This window comes from Micromonospora sp. TSRI0369 (genome assembly GCF_001905625.1).
Classification (GTDB): domain Bacteria; phylum Actinomycetota; class Actinomycetes; order Mycobacteriales; family Micromonosporaceae; genus Micromonospora; species Micromonospora echinospora_A.
Genome location: NZ_LIVU01000001.1, coordinates 429109 through 445883 on the forward strand (window position 1 = coordinate 429109; position 16775 = coordinate 445883).

Annotated in this window: 13 protein-coding genes, 1 tRNA gene and 1 pseudogene; 8 read left to right on the forward strand and 7 right to left on the reverse strand. The window is 69.3% G+C overall.

Features of this window, described 5'->3' with window-relative positions:
* Positions 1–3 precede the first annotated feature (3 nt).
* Positions 4–594, forward strand: a complete 591-nt coding sequence (locus tag AMK25_RS02075) for a ClpP family protease (protein WP_073825684.1) — start codon at positions 4–6, stop codon at positions 592–594.
* A 43-nt stretch (positions 595–637) separates the two neighbouring features.
* Here AMK25_RS02075 and AMK25_RS02080 read toward each other — a convergent pair whose 3' ends face one another.
* Both AMK25_RS02080 and AMK25_RS02085 read right to left on the reverse strand, forming a co-directional pair.
* The gene (locus AMK25_RS02080) at positions 638–2425 is read right to left on the reverse strand and encodes an adenylyl cyclase (protein WP_073825687.1); all 1788 of its coding nucleotides are present in this window, start codon (positions 2423–2425) and stop codon (positions 638–640) included.
* Between the two features lie 120 nt (positions 2426–2545).
* Entirely contained in the window at positions 2546–3322 is a 777-nt protein-coding gene (locus AMK25_RS02085; protein ID WP_073825691.1) for an HAD-IIB family hydrolase, read from the reverse strand.
* A gap of 278 nt (positions 3323–3600) precedes the next feature.
* Here AMK25_RS02085 and AMK25_RS02090 point away from each other — a divergent pair, with 278 nt between their 5' ends.
* The 4 genes and pseudogenes from AMK25_RS02090 to AMK25_RS32280 form a co-directional block, all read left to right on the forward strand.
* Positions 3601–4686 carry a family 43 glycosylhydrolase gene (locus AMK25_RS02090; RefSeq protein WP_073825695.1) on the forward strand — a complete coding sequence of 362 codons (1086 nt, stop codon included), beginning with the start codon at positions 3601–3603 and terminating at the stop codon, positions 4684–4686.
* A gap of 448 nt (positions 4687–5134) precedes the next feature.
* The gene (locus AMK25_RS32275) at positions 5135–5308 is read left to right on the forward strand and encodes a hypothetical protein (RefSeq protein ID WP_013283846.1); all 174 of its coding nucleotides are present in this window, start codon (positions 5135–5137) and stop codon (positions 5306–5308) included.
* A gap of 803 nt (positions 5309–6111) precedes the next feature.
* Positions 6112–6579 (forward strand): hypothetical protein, encoded by a 468-nt coding sequence (locus tag AMK25_RS02095; RefSeq protein ID WP_073825698.1) that lies wholly within the window; start codon positions 6112–6114, stop codon positions 6577–6579.
* Between the two features lie 138 nt (positions 6580–6717).
* A pseudogene (locus AMK25_RS32280) lies at positions 6718–6891 on the forward strand (transposase); the annotation flags it as partial.
* 250 nt (positions 6892–7141) lie between these two features.
* Here AMK25_RS32280 and AMK25_RS02105 read toward each other — a convergent pair.
* From AMK25_RS02105 to AMK25_RS02115, 3 genes are all read right to left on the reverse strand, one after another.
* A tRNA-Arg gene (locus tag AMK25_RS02105) sits at positions 7142–7217 on the reverse strand.
* Positions 7218–7580: 363 nt separating this feature from the next.
* Complete coding sequence (locus AMK25_RS02110; RefSeq protein ID WP_073825702.1) at positions 7581–8732, reverse strand: hypothetical protein; 1152 nt, start codon at positions 8730–8732, stop codon at positions 7581–7583.
* Positions 8733–8738: 6 nt separating this feature from the next.
* Positions 8739–9050, reverse strand: coding sequence for a hypothetical protein (locus AMK25_RS02115; protein WP_241826215.1), 312 nt, complete (start codon positions 9048–9050; stop codon positions 8739–8741).
* 61 nt (positions 9051–9111) lie between these two features.
* Here AMK25_RS02115 and AMK25_RS02120 point away from each other — a divergent pair, with 61 nt between their 5' ends.
* From AMK25_RS02120 to AMK25_RS02130, 3 genes are all read left to right on the forward strand, one after another.
* Positions 9112–11460 (forward strand): DEAD/DEAH box helicase, encoded by a 2349-nt coding sequence (locus AMK25_RS02120; RefSeq protein ID WP_073825707.1) that lies wholly within the window; start codon positions 9112–9114, stop codon positions 11458–11460.
* Positions 11461–11554: 94 nt separating this feature from the next.
* Complete coding sequence (locus AMK25_RS02125) at positions 11555–12121, forward strand: hypothetical protein (protein WP_073825711.1); 567 nt, start codon at positions 11555–11557, stop codon at positions 12119–12121.
* 2 nt (positions 12122–12123) lie between these two features.
* Positions 12124–12771, forward strand: coding sequence for a nucleotidyl transferase AbiEii/AbiGii toxin family protein (locus AMK25_RS02130; protein WP_047891456.1), 648 nt, complete (start codon positions 12124–12126; stop codon positions 12769–12771).
* Positions 12772–13780: 1009 nt separating this feature from the next.
* Here the strand turns inward: AMK25_RS02130 and AMK25_RS02140 are convergent.
* Together AMK25_RS02140 and AMK25_RS02145 are read right to left on the reverse strand one after the other, a co-directional pair.
* On the reverse strand, positions 13781–15220 hold the full coding sequence (locus AMK25_RS02140; RefSeq protein WP_073825718.1) for an alpha/beta hydrolase: 1440 nt from the start codon (positions 15218–15220) through the stop codon (positions 13781–13783).
* 339 nt (positions 15221–15559) lie between these two features.
* A complete protein-coding gene (locus AMK25_RS02145) occupies positions 15560–16744 on the reverse strand; it encodes a hypothetical protein (RefSeq protein ID WP_198937424.1) in 1185 nt (394 codons plus the stop codon).
* Positions 16745–16775 lie beyond the last annotated feature (31 nt).

The window sequence follows — 16775 nt, forward strand, 5'->3', positions numbered from 1 at the left end:
GCGATGGGTGGCATCTGGATGCTCGACGATCGGCAGCCGGCGTTCGACGACCGGGTCTTCGAACGGCTGCTGAGGGAACGGATCATCTTCCTCGGCACCGAGGTCACCGAGGCGTCGGCGAATCAGATCTGCGCGCAGATCCTGCTCCTCGCGGCCGAGGACCCGGAGCGGGACATCTTCCTCTACATCAACTCGCCCGGCGGCTCGGTGAGCGCCGGCATGGCCGTCTACGACACCATGCGGTACGTCAAGAACGACGTGGCGACGCTGGCGCTCGGGATCGCCGGCTCGATGGGGCAGTTCCTGCTCTGCGCCGGGGCGGTCGGCAAGCGGTTCGCGCTGCCGCACACCCGGATCCTGATGCACCAGCCCTCCGGCGGGATGGGCGGCACGGCCTCCGACATCACCATCCAGGCCGAGAACATGCTGCACGTGAAGCGGACCATGCAGGAACTCATCGCCCGGCACAGCGGGCGCACGCTGGATGAGATCCAGCGCGACTGGGACCGGGACCGCTGGTTCACCGCCGAGGAGGCCCGCGAGTACGGCCTGATCGACCAGGTGCTCTCCCGCGTCGACCAGCTCGCCGGGTGAGCCGGGCGGCCCGGCCGGATCACCGGCCGGGCCGCCGCTGGCGTCAGGGGTAGCTGACCACAGTGCTGGTGCCGTACGAGCCGACGACCGGGGTACCGACGTCGTTGATCGTGCGCTCGATCCCGCCGCTGCCGTCGAGGAACACCGTGATCGCGTCGTGGAACCGCACCCCGGCCCGGCGCGGCGCCTCGATCCCCCTGTCACAGCGGATGTCCACGCCCTGGTTGAAGTACGAGTAGACGCCCAGTCCCCACGCCTCGTGCGTGCGGACGTGGTCGGCCACCTTGTACGAGGCCCAGCCGTTGCCGGTCGGGCTGCGCCAGGCCGCCTGGCTCGGCGGGTCGTAGGGCAGCTCGCTCTGGTAGAAAACGGTCCGGCCGCGCTCGCCGTTCCAGATCGTCTGCCAGCGCTGGTAGTGCTCGACGAAGAGCCCGTACGCGGTCACGTCGTCGCCGTTGACGATCACGCCGGTGGCAGCGGTGTTCACGGTCCAGCCGATCGTGCCGGCCCGGCCGTGGTCGCCGCGCCAGGCCCAGATGTTGTCGATCAGCGTGTGCCGGCTGTGCACCACGAGGCTGGTCACCGCCCGCCCGGCGTACGGGCCGCCGATGCGGAAGAAGACGTCCTGCAGCGAGATCGGGTTCGTGGCGTGCGACCGGTGGCAGTGCCGCGTACCGACCTCGACCAGCACCGGCGACTCGACCGGCCCGGCGTCCACCAGCACCCCGGCGATGCGGACCCCGTCCACGTCCTCGATCCGCAGCGCCGCGTCCCCACGGTCGGGCACCAGGCTCGGCATGCCGAGGCCGAGCACGACGGTGTCCGGGCGGCGTACCCGCAGGGCCCGGTCCAGGTGGTAGACGCCGGGCGTGAGCAGCAGGTGCCGCCCCCGGGCCAGTTCGGCGTTGATCCGCTTCGCCGAGTCGGTGGGCCGGGCCAGGAAGAACGCGGACAGCGGCAGCGACGGCACCGGCGCGCCGCCGGTGGCCCAGGTGGTGCCGGCGGTGTCGCGGCGCAGACGCGGTACGGCGACCCGCCAGGCGCCCCGGGCGTCGACGAACAGGTACGGCTTCTCCCGGGTGACCGGGCTGGTCGGCAGCGTGGTGTACGGCGGGTCGGGGAAGCCCTGCGCGGGCGCACCGATCACGCCGGAGAACACCTGGTTCCACACGCCGTTGGTCCACTCGCCGCCGAGTTCGCTGTCCCGGGTGAGCCACTGCTGCTGGGAGCCGTTGATGGTGATGCCGTCCACCTTGGAGTCGGCGATGTAGCCGCCGCTGGAGTAGCCGCCATTGCCGGGTTCCAGCCACAGGATGCCCTTGACGTGCACCCTCCGCATCGGTGACGCCTGCGAGACGGCCCACTGATTCGACCAGTCGGTGGGGGTGACCGCGAGGTTCTCCGCCGAGCGCCAGAAGTTGGTGAGCGCGGAGATGCCCGCGGGCGAGTTCGGGTCCGGCTGCCCGACCACCCGGACCGCGCCGTGGATCTCCACGTCGTCCGGGTGGGCGCCGAGACCGGCCACTGTCGTGTAGTAGCCGAGCCGGGCGTCCACCGCGTAGCGGCCGGGCTTGAACAGCACGGCGTACCTGTCGAAGCCCATCTCGTTGCGTTCCTGCGCGGTGAAGAGGCGGTCCAGCGTGGACTGGATCTCCTCGACCGGCGTGCTGGGGTCGTACACGAAGACGTTCGGGCCGAAGTCGGGCTCGCGTGCCGGGCGCGCGGCCGGGGACGCGGCGGCGGCGCCGGCCGGGAGGCCGAGGGCGGTGAGCGACGCCGCGGAGGCGGTGAGCGTGAGGAAACGGCGGCGGGAGGGGTCGGGTGATCGCATCTGCCTGCCTGTTCGGTGATGGGACGGGAGAGCGCTCTCTCGGCTGTTCCTACCTCATCACCGTCGATACCGCCAGAGCCCGCCGGTTCCGGAATCGGCGGGCTCTGCGTCGTACGTCGGTCAGGCGCGCCCGGCGCGCTGCTTCACCAGGTCGTCGACGAGCCGCTCCACGTAGTCGGCGGTGTCCTCCCACCGGGTGACCGCGTGGCAGCGGATGTCCATGGCCTTGACCGGGTAGTCGTTGCCGCCCACGTCCAGCCGGTCCCCCACGAAGAGCACGTTGTCGATGGTGAGGTCCAGGTGCTCCAGCAGCTTCCGCATGCCGTACGCCTTGTCCACGCCCTTGCGGGTGACGTCGATCGAGGTCGAGCCGCCGCCGCGGACCTCCAGATCGGGCAGCTTCGCCGCGACCGCGTCCCGCAGCCGCCGCTTCTTGTCGCCGTCCGGGTCCCAGCCGTACTTCTCCGCTGGCGGGGCGGACTGGCCCAGCGCGGAGAACGTGATCTGGCTGCCCCGGTCCTCGATGATGTCGCCCCAGGTCTTCGCCTCCCACAGGCCCAGCGCCTGCGCGGACTCGGTGAGCGCGGTGACGACACGCGCCTTGTCGGCCTCGCTCAGGTCCTCGGCGTAGACCTGCCGCCAGTCCCCGTCGGACCAGCGGTAGTACCGGGTGCCGCAGGTGGGCATCAGGTGCAGCCGCTCGCGCTGCTCCTCGGTGAGGTCGAGGTGGGCCAGCACCTGCGACTGGAACTGCTCGAACCGACCACCGGAGATGATGAGTACGTCCACCTCGGTGAGCAGGTGGCCGAGCAGCTCCGCCATCCGACGATCGATCTGGGACTTGGAAATCGCCAGGGTGTCGTCCAGGTCGAACGCCACCACTCGAAGATCGTTCACGAATACCTCATGTCGTCGCGGACAGGCCAGAACTAGCAGGGTACCGACGCACCCTGGCGCCGACCTGGAGGGCCCGGACCGGAGGGCTCACCAGACCACACGGCCCTCATGACAGAGCGTAACAGCGGCTCCGGCACGTGCGGCGGGCTTCCACCGGCCGCCACGGACGCGACCAGCACGGGTGCCGGGCCGCCGGGCCACCCTCCGAGCCGTTGACGACATCGCCACCCGTCGATAGCCTTCGGTCGTCAATTACCTTCATCAATGGAGGACGCGCGGTGAAATTTCTTCCGGAGCGCCGAACGCTCGCCGCCCTCGCGGCAACCGCCCTGCTCGCCGGCACGGTGGCGGAGGCGCCCGCCGCGGCCGCGCCCGGCAGCGACCTGTCCACGCTGGCGAGTTCGTCCACCTTCCCGCTGGCCGACCCGGACACCCTGCTGGCGAAGGACGGCTCCTACGTCACCTACGGCACCACAGTCGGCGCCGGCACCGGCGCGCGCTGCGGCGCGACCGGCAGGCTGTACGTACCGGTCCTCGTCCACGGCTCCGGCAGCAGCGTCGGCATGGCCGACTGCGCCTCACACGACGCGCTGCCATCCGGTCCGGGCGCCTGGGCCGAGCCCGGCGGCGCGGTCTGGGCCCCCGGCGTCGCCCGCTTCGGCAACCGGTTTTTCATGTTCTACACCGCCTCCCGCAAGGGCTCCGGCCAGAAGTGCATCGGACGGGCCATCTCCGACAGCGCCCGCGGCCCCTTCCAGAACCAGGGCGAATGGGCCTGCCCGGACGCCGGCCGGTGGGCGCTCGACGCCAACCCCTTCGTGGCCGGCGGGAACCTGCACGTCACCTACCGGGACGACGCCATCGCCAGCGGCGCCGAGACCGGCATCTCCACAGTCCGCACCGACAGCGAGGGCCGCGCGATCTGGGACACCCGCCGGGACATGCTCAAGAGCACCGACATCACCTGGGACACCGCCAAGATCAGCGGCGGTACGCACGTGGTCGAGAACCCGGCGATGTGGAAGGCCGCCGACGGCGACTGGTACCTGATGTACTCGGGCAACAACTGGGACAGCGCGCGCTACTCCACCGGCATCGCCCGCTGCGGCGCCAGTCCTCTGCCCGGCTCCCGCTGCACCCCCATCCGCGAAGGCGTGTCCCGGCCCTTCTTCGGCTACACCGGCAGCGCCGGACTCAACCCGATCCGCGACCTGCCCGGCAACCACCAGGGCCCCGGCGGGATGGACGTCTTCGACGCCGCCGACGGCACCGAGCGCGTGGTGTGGCACTGGTGGAACGGCTCCACCCGCTTCCCGATGACCGGTGTTCTGACCCGCCCTTCGACCGGCTTCCTCGTCTCGTAGTCCGCCACGTACAAGGTGAGCGGATCCCCAGTTCGACGCCGGCATCGACCAGATCGGCTGGCTCCAGGGGTCGAACGGGGTCCAGATCCAGCTGCGCAACCGCAAGACGGTGCCCATGCACGTCGACGGCCACCGACGCCCGCGTGGCGGTGCTCCAGCTCCGCCGCGCCTGACCACACGCCTGCTCACCGTAAGCTTCGGATTGGTCACGTTCGGTAGAACTCGTTCACGGAAAATTGCATTTGGCAAGAGGTGGCACCGAAATTTTCTCGATGCGATGCATCTGCTTGTCAGGTACCCGACAGTGAATTGCCCGCTCTTGTGCTAGCTGTCCGCCGGGAGGATGCTCGAACCGTCGAACGGCACTGCGTCGCCTCACACAGAGGGCGGCGCCCGGCTGCCACCGGACGCCGCATTCGACTCCACCGCTGCAACGGAAGGAGTCACGTTGACTGTAATCCCTCACGGGTCAGACTTCGAGACACCAGAGGACGAGGACGAAACCGTTGCCGAGCCGACCGACCGGCACCGGCTCATCCTGGCGTACATCAAGACGCTCAGTCCGATCATCGCCGCCGTCGTCGCCTGCATCGGGACGCTGGTGGCAGCGCTGGTCCGCTGACCCGCCGGCCCCGCGCCCGAGCTCCGGCCGGACGCGGGGCCGCCCCGTCCCCGCCTCGTCGCCGGTTCGCCCGACCGCTGTCCATGTGTCACCGTCAGGCTGCATCACCGGCCGACAGCAGCCGGGGCCAGACCTCTACCACGGTCAGGACCACCAGGGGTTGACGCAACCGGGCACCAGGTCGGCCACTCCACGTCATGTCGCGCCGCGGCTACATGCTCCACCAGCCGCAGCGGAGGCACCGATGCGGTGGTCGTAGCCTTCCGGCCGCCGCAGCATGCAACAGTCGCCCGGGCCAGCAGCTGTTCGACCATAGGCGAGCCGCATACGCCCCGGTGAGTGGAGCTGATCGAGCAGCATGGCTCGCCTACCGCGACCTGGCTGAAGCTCCATCACCCATCGCCTCCGACATGTCCAGCCGCAATCAGGACGAGGAAGATGCAGCGAGCAGAGCAGAGGTTGCGTCAAACGCCGTCGACCGGGAACTAACGGTTTTGGAGCTTCTTGCTCCCCACCAGGTCCACGAGGCTGCGGCATGCCACGCAACAGCGAAACCGACCCGAAACCTCACATTTACGCAGATGAAATAACAGCACCTGTCCACCTCGGATCCTGGCACCAACAGCCTGCGCGAGTAGATCGATCGACGCAAGCTCAAGAAGCCCTCAAGATTGAAGAGTAGGAGTAGACCCCCGCGACTCCGGTGATACCGTCCACTCCAACATATTGATCACCGAGAAAGCGGGTAACCATTGATGGCAAGGGCGAGGAAAAGCGCTCAAAGCAGCATTCTTGGAGCAAAGATGCGTGTCCGGATGCTGTTCGCAGCAGCTGCGGCGCTGCTCGTAGTCGTCGGCGCCGCAAACCCGGCCGCAGCAGCCGGAACCGCGACCGTCAGCATTGGGAGCAGCGCCGCGGTCGGTGTGCAAACCGATTTCGAGAACCCAAGGTGGTCGAACCATTATTCGAACATACGAGTCGTCGGCAACTTCACCAACCACACCGCCACCTCGGTGAAGCTGACGTCCATCAAGGTCTGCTACTCGGACGGCCAAGGCAAAAGGGTGCTGATTTCGCCGTGGATCACGAATAGCAGAGGGACGTTCGATGTGGATTGGCAGGCGGCTACATACCTTCCCTCCCAGTGCGCGACGTACACTCACGCGCGCACCCTTTCCAAGCAGCCGGACGGGGAAATGATGAGGGTGATCCTGCGCATCACCATGGAAGACCGAAGCACCACTTCCACCATCTCGGGGTTCTACCGGTAATAGCCGGTCTCCCATCTCGGGGTTCTACCGGTAATAGCCGGTCTCCCATCTCGGCCATGTGCGTGCGAATTCCTTCCGCCGGACATGGCCGAGTGCAATTCAGCATAGGGATTCGACCAGTTGAACGCAGGGCCAACGGACGACGCCGGCTGGCTGGCGTTCCTGCGGTCGCTGACCGCCCGCGGCCTGTCCGGCGTCCGCCTGGTCATCTCCGACGCTCACGCCGGCTTGGTCCAGGCCATCGGAGCGGTCCTACCGGGGGCGTCATGGCAGCGCTGCCCCACCCACTACCTGCGCAACTTGCTGACCAAGTCGCGCAGCCGTGATCCAGCCCGACCAACACGACACCGGCCAGACCAACGCGGCACCGATCGCCGCCCAACCTCAGCCCGGATCCCGCGATGGCCCGTCTCTTACACCAGCGCGGTCGTGACCGCCGACACCTGCTCATACCCGTCTCCTGCGCCGATGTCCGCCATCAGTTCGGCCGGTAGGTGGCGAGGCGATCGGGCACGCAAGCCCTCGCAGGCGGAGCAGTGGTCGTAGCACCAAGCGTCTGAACTGGTGCCCCCGGCAGGATTCGAACCTGCGACACACGGTTTAGGAAACCGATGCTCTATCCCCTGAGCTACGAGGGCGCGAGGGCCCAGTCTAGCGACCTGGGGGTTCACCTGGGGTGGCAGGGAGTCGCCCACGTTCCCCGGACCGCTGTTCTCCCAGCCCAGGACCACAGCCCGAGCACACAAGCCCCGGGTCGCGACCGGCGGTCGGTCGCGGTGACCCGCGTCGGCACCGGTTCACCCCGGTCGGCATCCGCTTGAGGAGTCTCCATGTGACTCCGATTGAGCCTGGCGGGCAGGATGAAGTGGCCGGCGCGATGAGGTCGCGTCGGGGAGCGGACCGCCGCCGGCGTCGACTGTCTGGGGCGTCACGCTGACACGCCGCACCGGCCCTCCACGATCCTCGCCACACCTTGGCGACGGTCAGCGGGGAACCATGCGTCAGGTGTCGAGGCCTGCGAGGTTGAGGCGTTCGAGCAAACTGGGCTTGCGGGCGTGCGCCGCCCGGAGCTCGGCCAGCCGGTGCTGGAACGACGAACTGTCCCCGTCGCGTTCGCTGAGTTCGCGCAGGTCGACGAGGAGTTGAACGGCGGTGTCGTATTCGCGGGGTTTCTTCGTGGCGATGAGCTCGTCGACTCGCTGCCAGGCGACGGGTTGGTCGACTGCGAGGGTGTCGAGGTGCCGTTGCCGGGCGGCTGCGGCGGACCGTTCGCGGCGGATCCGGTCGCGTTCGCGTTGCTCAGCGTCCCGTCGTTCCCGTTCGGCGCGCAACCCCGCGGCGGTGGCGAGCAGTTCCCCGGCGGTACGGGCGGCTGCCGGGGTGGGCGTATCAGTGCGGTGTGCGTCGCGGTAGCGGCGCAGCAGTCGGTTGCGCAGTTGGCTGTCGCCGCCGGTGATCAGGTCGGTCAAGATGGCGTCCTTGTCCCGCGCGGACAGCCCGACGACCCAGGTGCGTAGTTGCACGGCGGTCGGTTCGCCAGAGGCGTCCGGCGGCGACCCGGCGGCCGCAGCCGCGATCAGGTCGGGGTCGATGCGCAGGAACTCGGCGACGGCGGTGAGGGGCGCGTCGAGGGTCCCCAGCCGGGCGGGGACGGGCGGTTCAGGCTCGTCGTCGGCGATCTCGGCGGACTGTACGCAGCGCAGCCAGGCCAGGTAGAGCAGGCGCAGGTCGCCAGCGGCGAGGCTGGCCCGGACCGGGATGATCGAGGTGAGCAGGCCGTGGCCGTCGAGGTCCCACTCGTCCGCGCCGTCCTCGTCCTCGTCGTGGAGGTCGATGATGACGTGCTTGCCGGCAGTCGAAGCGCAGGCGCTGTCACCTTGGCAGTACTGGGCGACCGTCGCGGGGTCGAGCACGTTTTTCGGTAGTCGCAGCATGAGCTGGCGGGTGCCCCAGTTCGCCAGGTACAGGTGAGCGTCGAAGTACCGTTCCATCAACGTGCGCGGGTCGCCCTTGAAGTCGCCCCACTCGTAGGTGTTGACGAAGCTGGTGGCGGTGATGTCGGCCCGGGTCGACAGCGACCGAAGCTCGGCCCGCTCCCGGCCGGTGAGGGGCCGGTCGACGGCGGTGAACTCGTAGTACTGGTACTCGCTCACCGTGGCCTACCGTCCGGCCCAGTGCCGGTAGGCGTCGATCCACGCGGCACCATCCGGCGCGGGGGCGGGTAGCGGAAGGTCGAGAAGGCCGACCCGTTGCCGGTGGCGGCCCCGGACGCAGACCGCGACGATGCTGTCCGCGGCCAGCTCGATCTTGCCTATGGTGACCTCGACGCCGAGGACGGTGGTGGTGAACGGCACCGCCAGATGCTCCTCGATCATGGCGAACAGGCCGGCACGCTGGTCCTCGTGACCGTCCGTGTCGACGGTGGCTTCCTCGATCATCGCCTCCAACGCGGCGGTCCCCTTCGATGCCATCGGCGGAGGATAGCGGACCGGTGTCGAGGTGTTCGGAGCCTGATACGCGAGGATGGTCGGCATGGGTTCGGTGGCCGAGTTCGTCGATCTTCGGCGGGAGGTGGAGCGGTTACGGGCGGAGAACGCCCGGCTGGCGCGTCTGCTGGAGTTGCGCGGCCAGGACACGTCTGCGGCGCCGGAGCAGTTGTCCGCTCCGGTTGAGCCGCCAGGGCTGGTCACCATGGCTTCGCCGACCCGGGACAAGCTGGCGTTGTTCGCCGACCGGTTCCGGGCCCGGGCCGACGTGTACGCCGTGCGGTGGGACAACGCCCGTACCGGCGCTGCCGGGTGGATGCCCGCGGTCGCGGGCGGTTGGCGTAAGGGTATGGATCGGCGGGGTGCCACCTACCTGCCCCGCACGACGGAGGTCGTCGCGGCGCATCTGGTCGGCGACGTGTTCATGGGCCTGTATCCGCTGATGCCCGGCAACACCTGCCACTTCGTCGTGGCCGACCTCGACGGGCCGACGGCGGTGCTCGACGCCCTCGCGTACGTGAAGGCGGCACGGGTCAGCGCGGTGCCCGCCGCGTTGGAGATCTCCCAGTCGGGCCGCGGCGCCCACGTGTGGGTCTTCTTCACCGGCGCTGTTCCTGCGGCCACCGCGCGGGCCGTCGGCACGGTCCTGTTGCGTGAGGCGATGGTGCTGCGCGGGTCGATGGACCTCCGCTCGTACGACCGGCTGTTCCCCAACCAGGACGTGCTGCCCGAGGGTGGCTTCGGCAACCTCATCGCCGCGCCGCTTCAGGGTCGCCGCCGCAAGGACGGACTGACCACCTTCCTCGACCTCGGCACCCTTGAGCCGTACGCCGACCAGTGGGCGTTCCTGTCGACGCTGGATCGGCTCAGCCCCGGCGATGCCGAACACGTCGCCCGGCAGGCCAAGCACGCCCTCACCGGCGCGGACGTCGCTACGATGAGCCGGTCCACCGCGACCCAGGTCCACCCTCCGCTCCCTGCGGTGGTCCACGCGGAGGCCGGTGCCGGGCTGAGCATCGACACCAGGCAGCTCACGCCCGCCGCGCTGGCGACGTTCAAGCACGCCGCCGCCATGGCCAACCCGAAATTCTACGAGTTGCAGCGACTCCGCAAGTCCACCTGGGACACCCCGCGCCTCATCCAGGGCTACGACCTGACCCTCGATGACCGCCTGGTCCTCCCGCGGGGCCTGCGGCACACCATCGCCGCCATCGTCGAGCGCGCCGGGTCACGGCTGGCCGTCACGGACGTACGAAACTCCGGGACCGAGATCGACACCGCGTTCACCGCCGAACTCACTGGCCAGCAGGCCGACGCGGTCGGCGCGCTTCTCGCCCACGACGACGGGATCCTGGTCGCCCCACCGGGCTCCGGCAAGACCGTCATGGCTTGCGCGGTGATCGCCGAACGCAACACCTCCACCCTTGTCCTCGTCGACCGCAAAGCCCTAGCCGACCAGTGGCGCACCCGCGTCGAGCAGTTCCTCAGCATCAAGCCCGGTCAACTCGGTGGCGGCCGACGCAAGCTCACCGGCACGGTGGACATCGCGCTGCTGCCCTCCCTCGCCCGGCGCGACGACGTCGCCACCCTGACCCAGGGGTACGGGCACGTCATCGTCGATGAATGCCACCACCTCGGCGCCGCAGCCTACGAGCACTCGGTCAAACGGATCGCCGCGCAGTTCTGGCTCGGCCTCACCGCCACCCCTACCCGACGCGACGGCCTCGGCCAACTCGTCACCTGGCAACTCGGACCCGTCCGCCACACCCTGACCGACGAGAAACAAGGCACCCTCGCGGCCGCGATGCACACCGACGCCGGACCCCGTCGAGCGCTGTTCATCCACGAGACCACTTTCCAACCCGGCGACGTCGACCTGGACGCGCCCGGCGCGCTCGCCGAGGTGCACCGAAGGCTGGCCCTCGACGAGCCCCGCAACACCCAGATCGCCGACGATGTCGCCGCGGCCCTGACCCGCGGTCGCAACTGTCTCGTGCTGACCCGCCGGGTCGCCCAGGTCGAGACCCTCACCGCCCTGCTCGCCGCACACGGACATCAGGCGCTTGTGCTCCGGGGCGCGATGAGCACCCGCGAACGGCGGGCCATCGTTGACCGGCTCGACGGCGCCAAGGCCGGCGACGGCCTCCTTGTCGTCGGCACCACACCGTTCATCGGTGAAGGCTTCGACGCCCCCGCCCTCGACACCCTCTTCCTCGCCGGCCCGATCTCCTACGACGGCCTACTCGTCCAATGCGCCGGCCGCGTTATCCGCGCCGCGCCCGGCAAGGACCTCGCCGAGGTCCACGACTACCACGACCCGGCCACACCAATCCTCGCCGCCTCACTCCCACGCCGCATGCCCGGATACCGGGCCCTCGGCTTCACCAGAACATGAGCGCATCAATCGCGATCATCATGACTGGTCCGCCGGCTACAGAGCTACGACGTAAGCCAAGCGCGCTGGGCCTAGCCTGGTAGGCTAACGGGCCATGGGCCGGTTCTCCGAGGATGAGCTGCAGGCGGTTGTCTCCCGGTATGAGGCGACGCGGGCCGCCGCGCTGACCGAGCGGGATGAGCAGCTGCGGGCGTTCCACGCGGCCGGATGGCGGCCGGTGGACCTGCAGCGGGTCACCGGATACAGCCGGGAGACGATCCGCCAGGCGCTACGACCGGAAGTCCGGCGGGCGACCAACATCAACCGGCGCAGGACATCACCCCAGCCGCCAGCGGACTACCGACCCTACGGCGACCGGAAACCCTACGTCGTGGCCGAAACCCTCGCCGCACTGCGCGGCCCGACCGGCGGCACGGTGACGCTTCCGCGTCACCTCGACTGGTCAGGGCAAGCCGAGTACGACCTGAGCCGGACCGCGCGCCTGGCCACCATGTACAAGGTGGTGCTCACCGAAGCCGCTACCGTCGAGGATCTGAACACCTGGCTCGACGCCGACCTCCTCCGGCAGCTCTGGCCCACCCTCTGGCTGCCGCCCCAGCTTCGCCAGCGCTGGGAGGACGCCTTCCCCGAACTCGCCGCGACCCGCAGCAACGCGGCATAGCGGTGGACCCGTTCCACGAACGCCTCGCCCGTACCGGGCTCGCGGCTGCCAATCGATACGGCTTCGCGCTGGCCGGCGGTTACGCGGTGCAGGCGGCCGGGCTGCTGGAGCGGCCCAGTGAGGACGTCGACCTGTTCACCGCTTGGGACCGCCGCGACGAGTTCACCGCTGCGGTCACCGCCGTCGTGCACGCCTACCGGAACGACGGCCTCACCGTCGAGACCGAGCGGCAGTACGACACGTTCGCCCGGCTGGCCGTCACCGACGGCACCCGGGTTTCCAAGGTCGAACTCGGCGTGGACTGGCGCGCCAACGAACCAATCCTCATGGCGATCGGACCCGTCCTCCACCCTGACGACGCGGTAGCGAACAAGATGAGCGCCCTCTACGGGCGAGCGTTCGCCCGGGACTTCATCGACATCGACGCCACCCTGCGGTCAGGCCGCTACACCCGCGAAGCCCTCCTCACCCTCGCGCAGCGCGCCGACCGCGGCTTCGACCCGCGCATCTTCGCCGACGCCCTCGGACAAGCCGCCCAGCTCGACTCCGACGACTTCACCCAGTACGGCATCACCGGCCCAGCGCTGGACGATCTCCGTAGCCGATTCGCGGAGTGGCGCCGCGACCTGCTCGACGGCGAGGAAGGGTGACTCGGTCCCGACTCCCGGCAGCGTAAGCCTGCACACGCAGGGCCCAGAACGTCCAGCTGATCTTCGGCAAGCGATCGCAGCGAGCCCGCGAAGCGACCGGCACGCCACGAGGGACAGCAGGAGAAAGCAGGTCGTCGGCCTGTGGACACCGGCAGAGCGTCGTCTTAGGAAACCGATGCTCTATCCCCTGAGCTACGGGGGCGCGAGCGCCTAGTCTAGCGACCTGGGGGTTCACCTGGGGTGGCAGGGAGTGGCCCGCGTTCGCCCGCCTTCTCCGCACCCCGTTTTCCCAGCCCAGAAGCACGCCCGGAGCACACGGACCCCGGTTTGCGACCGGCGGTCGGCCGCGGTGACCCGCGTTGGCACCGGTTCACCCGGGTTGGCATCCGCTGGAGGAGTCTCCATGTGACTCCAATTGATCTTGGTGGGCAGGGTGGGCCGAGCCGGCACGATGGGGTTGCGTCGGCGGCGAGCGGTTTGGTTCAGGCCGCGGCGCGGATCACCGGTGCCGGTCGAGAGTGAATTCTTACGGTCGCGGATGAGTGCCCAGACAACGTCAACGCGTCGCCGGGCGAGAGCGAGAACGGCTTGCCGATGGTTCTTTCCTTGCTCGCGCGGCCCACCCATCAACATCGAGACATTCGGAATATGTGATCGCCGCCATGCCCGGCCCGTTCGGTTGTCCCGCGACCGGCCGGGCTGCTGCGCGACCGGCAGCCTGGCCGATGGCGGCTGGACCGGCATGTTCCGCTGCTCGAGCTGTTACCAGGTCAGCGGGAACAGCGGGTCCACGCCCACCTCAAGGTGATCAACCAGCACAGGCACTCCGGCTACATCTACCGTGGCGCGGGCGCAAAGTGCGCTGCGGGCACGGCGACCTCCAGGTCGCCGTGCCCGCGGATCTGCGCGCCGTGGAACAGATCCACCACCTGGCCAGCCGTGACGTACCAACGAACTACGGAGGCGTTCGGCCAGAACGGCGCGGATGTCAAGCCCTCACGCGTCGGCATCAGGAGGGCTCACGACCACCAGCCTGAAGCGGACGAGAGATCCGGCCGGACAAGAGATTCGTCTGCTCGTCGAGGGACGGGCGGTCGTCCTCGCCCACCCGCGCCGAACTATCCGTCGGAACCTCGGGGATCGGCGTTCCCTCGCACTCCGCTCCCCGTTTCGGCAGCCTTCCGTTCAGCAGGTAGTCGTCGATGGCGGCGTCGACGCAGGCGTTGGTGCCGTGGACGACGTGGTAGCCATCGCGGGGAACGCTGAGGAGCCGGTGCCCGAGCAGGTTTGCCATCGCCCGACCGCCCTCGTACGGCGTTTGCGGGTCGAACTCCTCCTGCACGACCAGCCCTGTCGGGTAGCCGCTGCGGCGCAGCTTCACCAGCGGCTCGACACGCTCCACCGAGCCGAAGGTGCACTCACGCGGAGAAACCGCCGAAGCACCCCAGCCGTAGGGAAAGTGCTCGGAGAAGTAGCGCATGTCCGCGTAGTACACCTTGAGGTCGGCGGGCCATTCGGCCTCGCAGTTGACTGCCTCCCAGACGCCATTGCTGGTCGGCGGCGGGTCGGCCTGGATCTCTTGCTGAAGAGCCAACGCCCGGCCCAGGTCACCCGGCACGTCCGAGGGCGTCTCGACCTGCTGACGCAGCCGGCTCGCCGTCGCTGCGAAGAAGTCCCAGTACGCCACCTCGTTGGTGGCCCCGATGAGGCCGTCGAACTCGGTGCCGTCGTACACGAAATCACCCTGGTCGATCGGGCGTTGCTCCAGCTTCGCCCGGGTCCGTTCGATCGTGGTGCGCACCTGCGACCGGGTAGTTCCCAGCCCGTAGATTCCGTTGCGCTCGGCCACCCACGTCATCCAGGCGTCGGCGGTCCTACGTTGGGCGATTGCCTGTTGCTTCCACGCCTCCCGCCATATCCATTGCGGGTGGATCGCGGAGTCCAGGACGTTGCGGTTCAGTCGCTTCGGAAAAAGCGTGCCGTAGACGGCCGTCACGTACGTGCCGTAGGACTTCCCCATCAGGTTCAGCTGACGCTCACCCAGGACCGCGCGGACGATGTCGAGATCTCTGGCGTTGTTGGCGGTGGTGAAGTAGGGACGCCGGGCACCGTCCGCACGTTCGCATTGCTGATCACGCCTGCGGAACTCCTCGGTGTACGCCCGCATCTGCGCGTCGGTGAAGCGAGTCCTGCCGGACAACTGCACGCTCGTGCCCTCGCACAGCAGAGGCTGCGACTGCCCGACACCGCGCGGGTTGTACCCGATGATGTCGTACCGCGTTGACAGCGCCTCGTACGCCGGATCCTCCGACGCGTAGATTCCCTGCCCGCCCGGCCCGCCGGGGACCTCGACCAGTACGCCGAGCCGGTTCGGCTGATCGCTCGCCAGGCGCCGGGAGAGCTCGACGGCTTCCCGGGGACCGCCCGGCCGCCGGTAGTCCAACGGCACCCGCACTGTCGTGCATTCCACCACCGGGGACGCGCTCTCGACACGGGGAAGCGCGGACGCCGAAGCAACCGGTGACCGCCTCGGGGGCACCGGCGGGCGGGGGCAGGGTACCCACGCAGGACGCTGCGCGTAGAACTCCGCCAGTCCGACCGGCACCGCGTCGGACTTCGGCGCGGTGTTCGCCTCGGCGAGAGGCACCACCTGTACGCACAGAGCCGCTGTTGCCGTGGCAATCAGACCGGCCTTGCTCTCCGTTTCATCCCCGACCTTCATTCTTTGCGGCAGGAGTCGCTGAAACGGTCCTGCGGAACAGCACCGTCGTGGTGCCGGTGCTGACCGTCATGGCCGCAGGGCGGTCGCGGCCGGAGTCCAGGTCGACTCGTCCTCGACGTCGGCGACCGTGATCCCCTTGGCGATCTTCTCCAGCTCGGCCCGCGGCAGCTGGTTACCGTGCCCAGCGGGGCTGACCTCGAGGACGACTGTGCCGTCGGCGCTCCAGGACTGGCACCAGCTGTTGGGCAGCGGGCCGTCCCACCCGGGCCGGCCGGGTACGTCGTAGCACTTCGTCACACCGGGCTTCGGCGTCTGGTCCGCGCTGCTGCTCGGGATGACGGAGATGTGGAACCCGTCTTTGATGCCGCCCTCGGTCGCGTCGTACGGTGCGGTCAGTCCAGTGCTGGGCACGGCGGACCTGGTGTACGTCGCGCCGCCGTAGTCGCCGGCGCGGGCCGCGGCGATGCCGCCGAGGCCCGCCGTGGCGTGGGTGCCGATCTGCAACGGCACGTAACCGTCCGGCAGGTAGCCCACCGTGAAGGGCACCAGGGCCGGCGTCGGCCTGCTGGGCTTCAGGCCTTCGACCAGGCCGGCCAGCTCCTCGAAGCTCGGCGTGGCCTTGTGGCCGGAGTACGACGTGACAGCCGCCCAGGCGTTGTCGGCGTACTCCCAGGCGAAGAGCTTGTTGCCGCCATCCACCGGGCGCTGCGGGTCAAGGCCGACCGGCAGGGTCGCCTGCACGGCCCTGCGACCGGCCACGGTGACGTTCGTGCCGTCCTTGATCCTGGCGGGGTCGAACGCACCGGGCCGGTAGACGGTCAGGTATGCCCAGAGGGCCGGCTTCCCGTTTTCCTTGTTCCGCAAGAACGCGGCGCCCTGCTCCTCCACCTCCTTGCGGGTCATGGGCTTGTCGTTCGAGGTGTGGCCGTCGGAGTAGACGGAGGCGATCTGGTACGCGGTGGACGCGACGATCGGGTCCTGCACATGCAGCGTGCCGGCGTCGTACCCGGTGAAGGTGAAGGTGAACGGCGCGGCGTCGGGCCACTCGGCCCCGGCCGGCTTGGACGCCGCCGCGCCGGCCACGACCGGCGCGGCCGGGGAGCTCTGCTCGGCACCCAGGGTCGGTACCACGAACGCGCCGGCGACCACGGCCACGACGAGGCCCGCCGCGCCGGCTGACGCGAATCCGGCCCGGCGGCGGCGCTCAGCCCGCCGCCCTGCCGTGATGATGTCGTCGATGGTGCGGGACATCGGCGGCTCATCGCCCGTTACCGCGTCAACG

Bases quoted from the DNA above. Each gene is read 5' to 3' on its own strand.
- AMK25_RS02095 (WP_073825698.1), top strand. From the start codon at position 6,112: ATGCGTGTCCGGATGCTGTTCGCAGCAGCTGCGGCGCTGCTCGTAGTC.
- AMK25_RS02075 (WP_073825684.1), top strand. From the start codon at position 4: ATGGGTGGCATCTGGATGCTCGACGATCGGCAGCCGGCGTTCGACGAC.
- AMK25_RS02080 (WP_073825687.1), bottom strand. From the start codon at position 2,425: ATGCGATCACCCGACCCCTCCCGCCGCCGTTTCCTCACGCTCACCGCC.
- AMK25_RS02125 (WP_073825711.1), top strand. From the start codon at position 11,555: ATGGGCCGGTTCTCCGAGGATGAGCTGCAGGCGGTTGTCTCCCGGTAT.
- AMK25_RS02145 (WP_198937424.1), bottom strand. From the start codon at position 16,744: ATGTCCCGCACCATCGACGACATCATCACGGCAGGGCGGCGGGCTGAG.
- AMK25_RS02120 (WP_073825707.1), top strand. From the start codon at position 9,112: ATGGGTTCGGTGGCCGAGTTCGTCGATCTTCGGCGGGAGGTGGAGCGG.
- AMK25_RS02115 (WP_241826215.1), bottom strand. From the start codon at position 9,050: ATGGCATCGAAGGGGACCGCCGCGTTGGAGGCGATGATCGAGGAAGCC.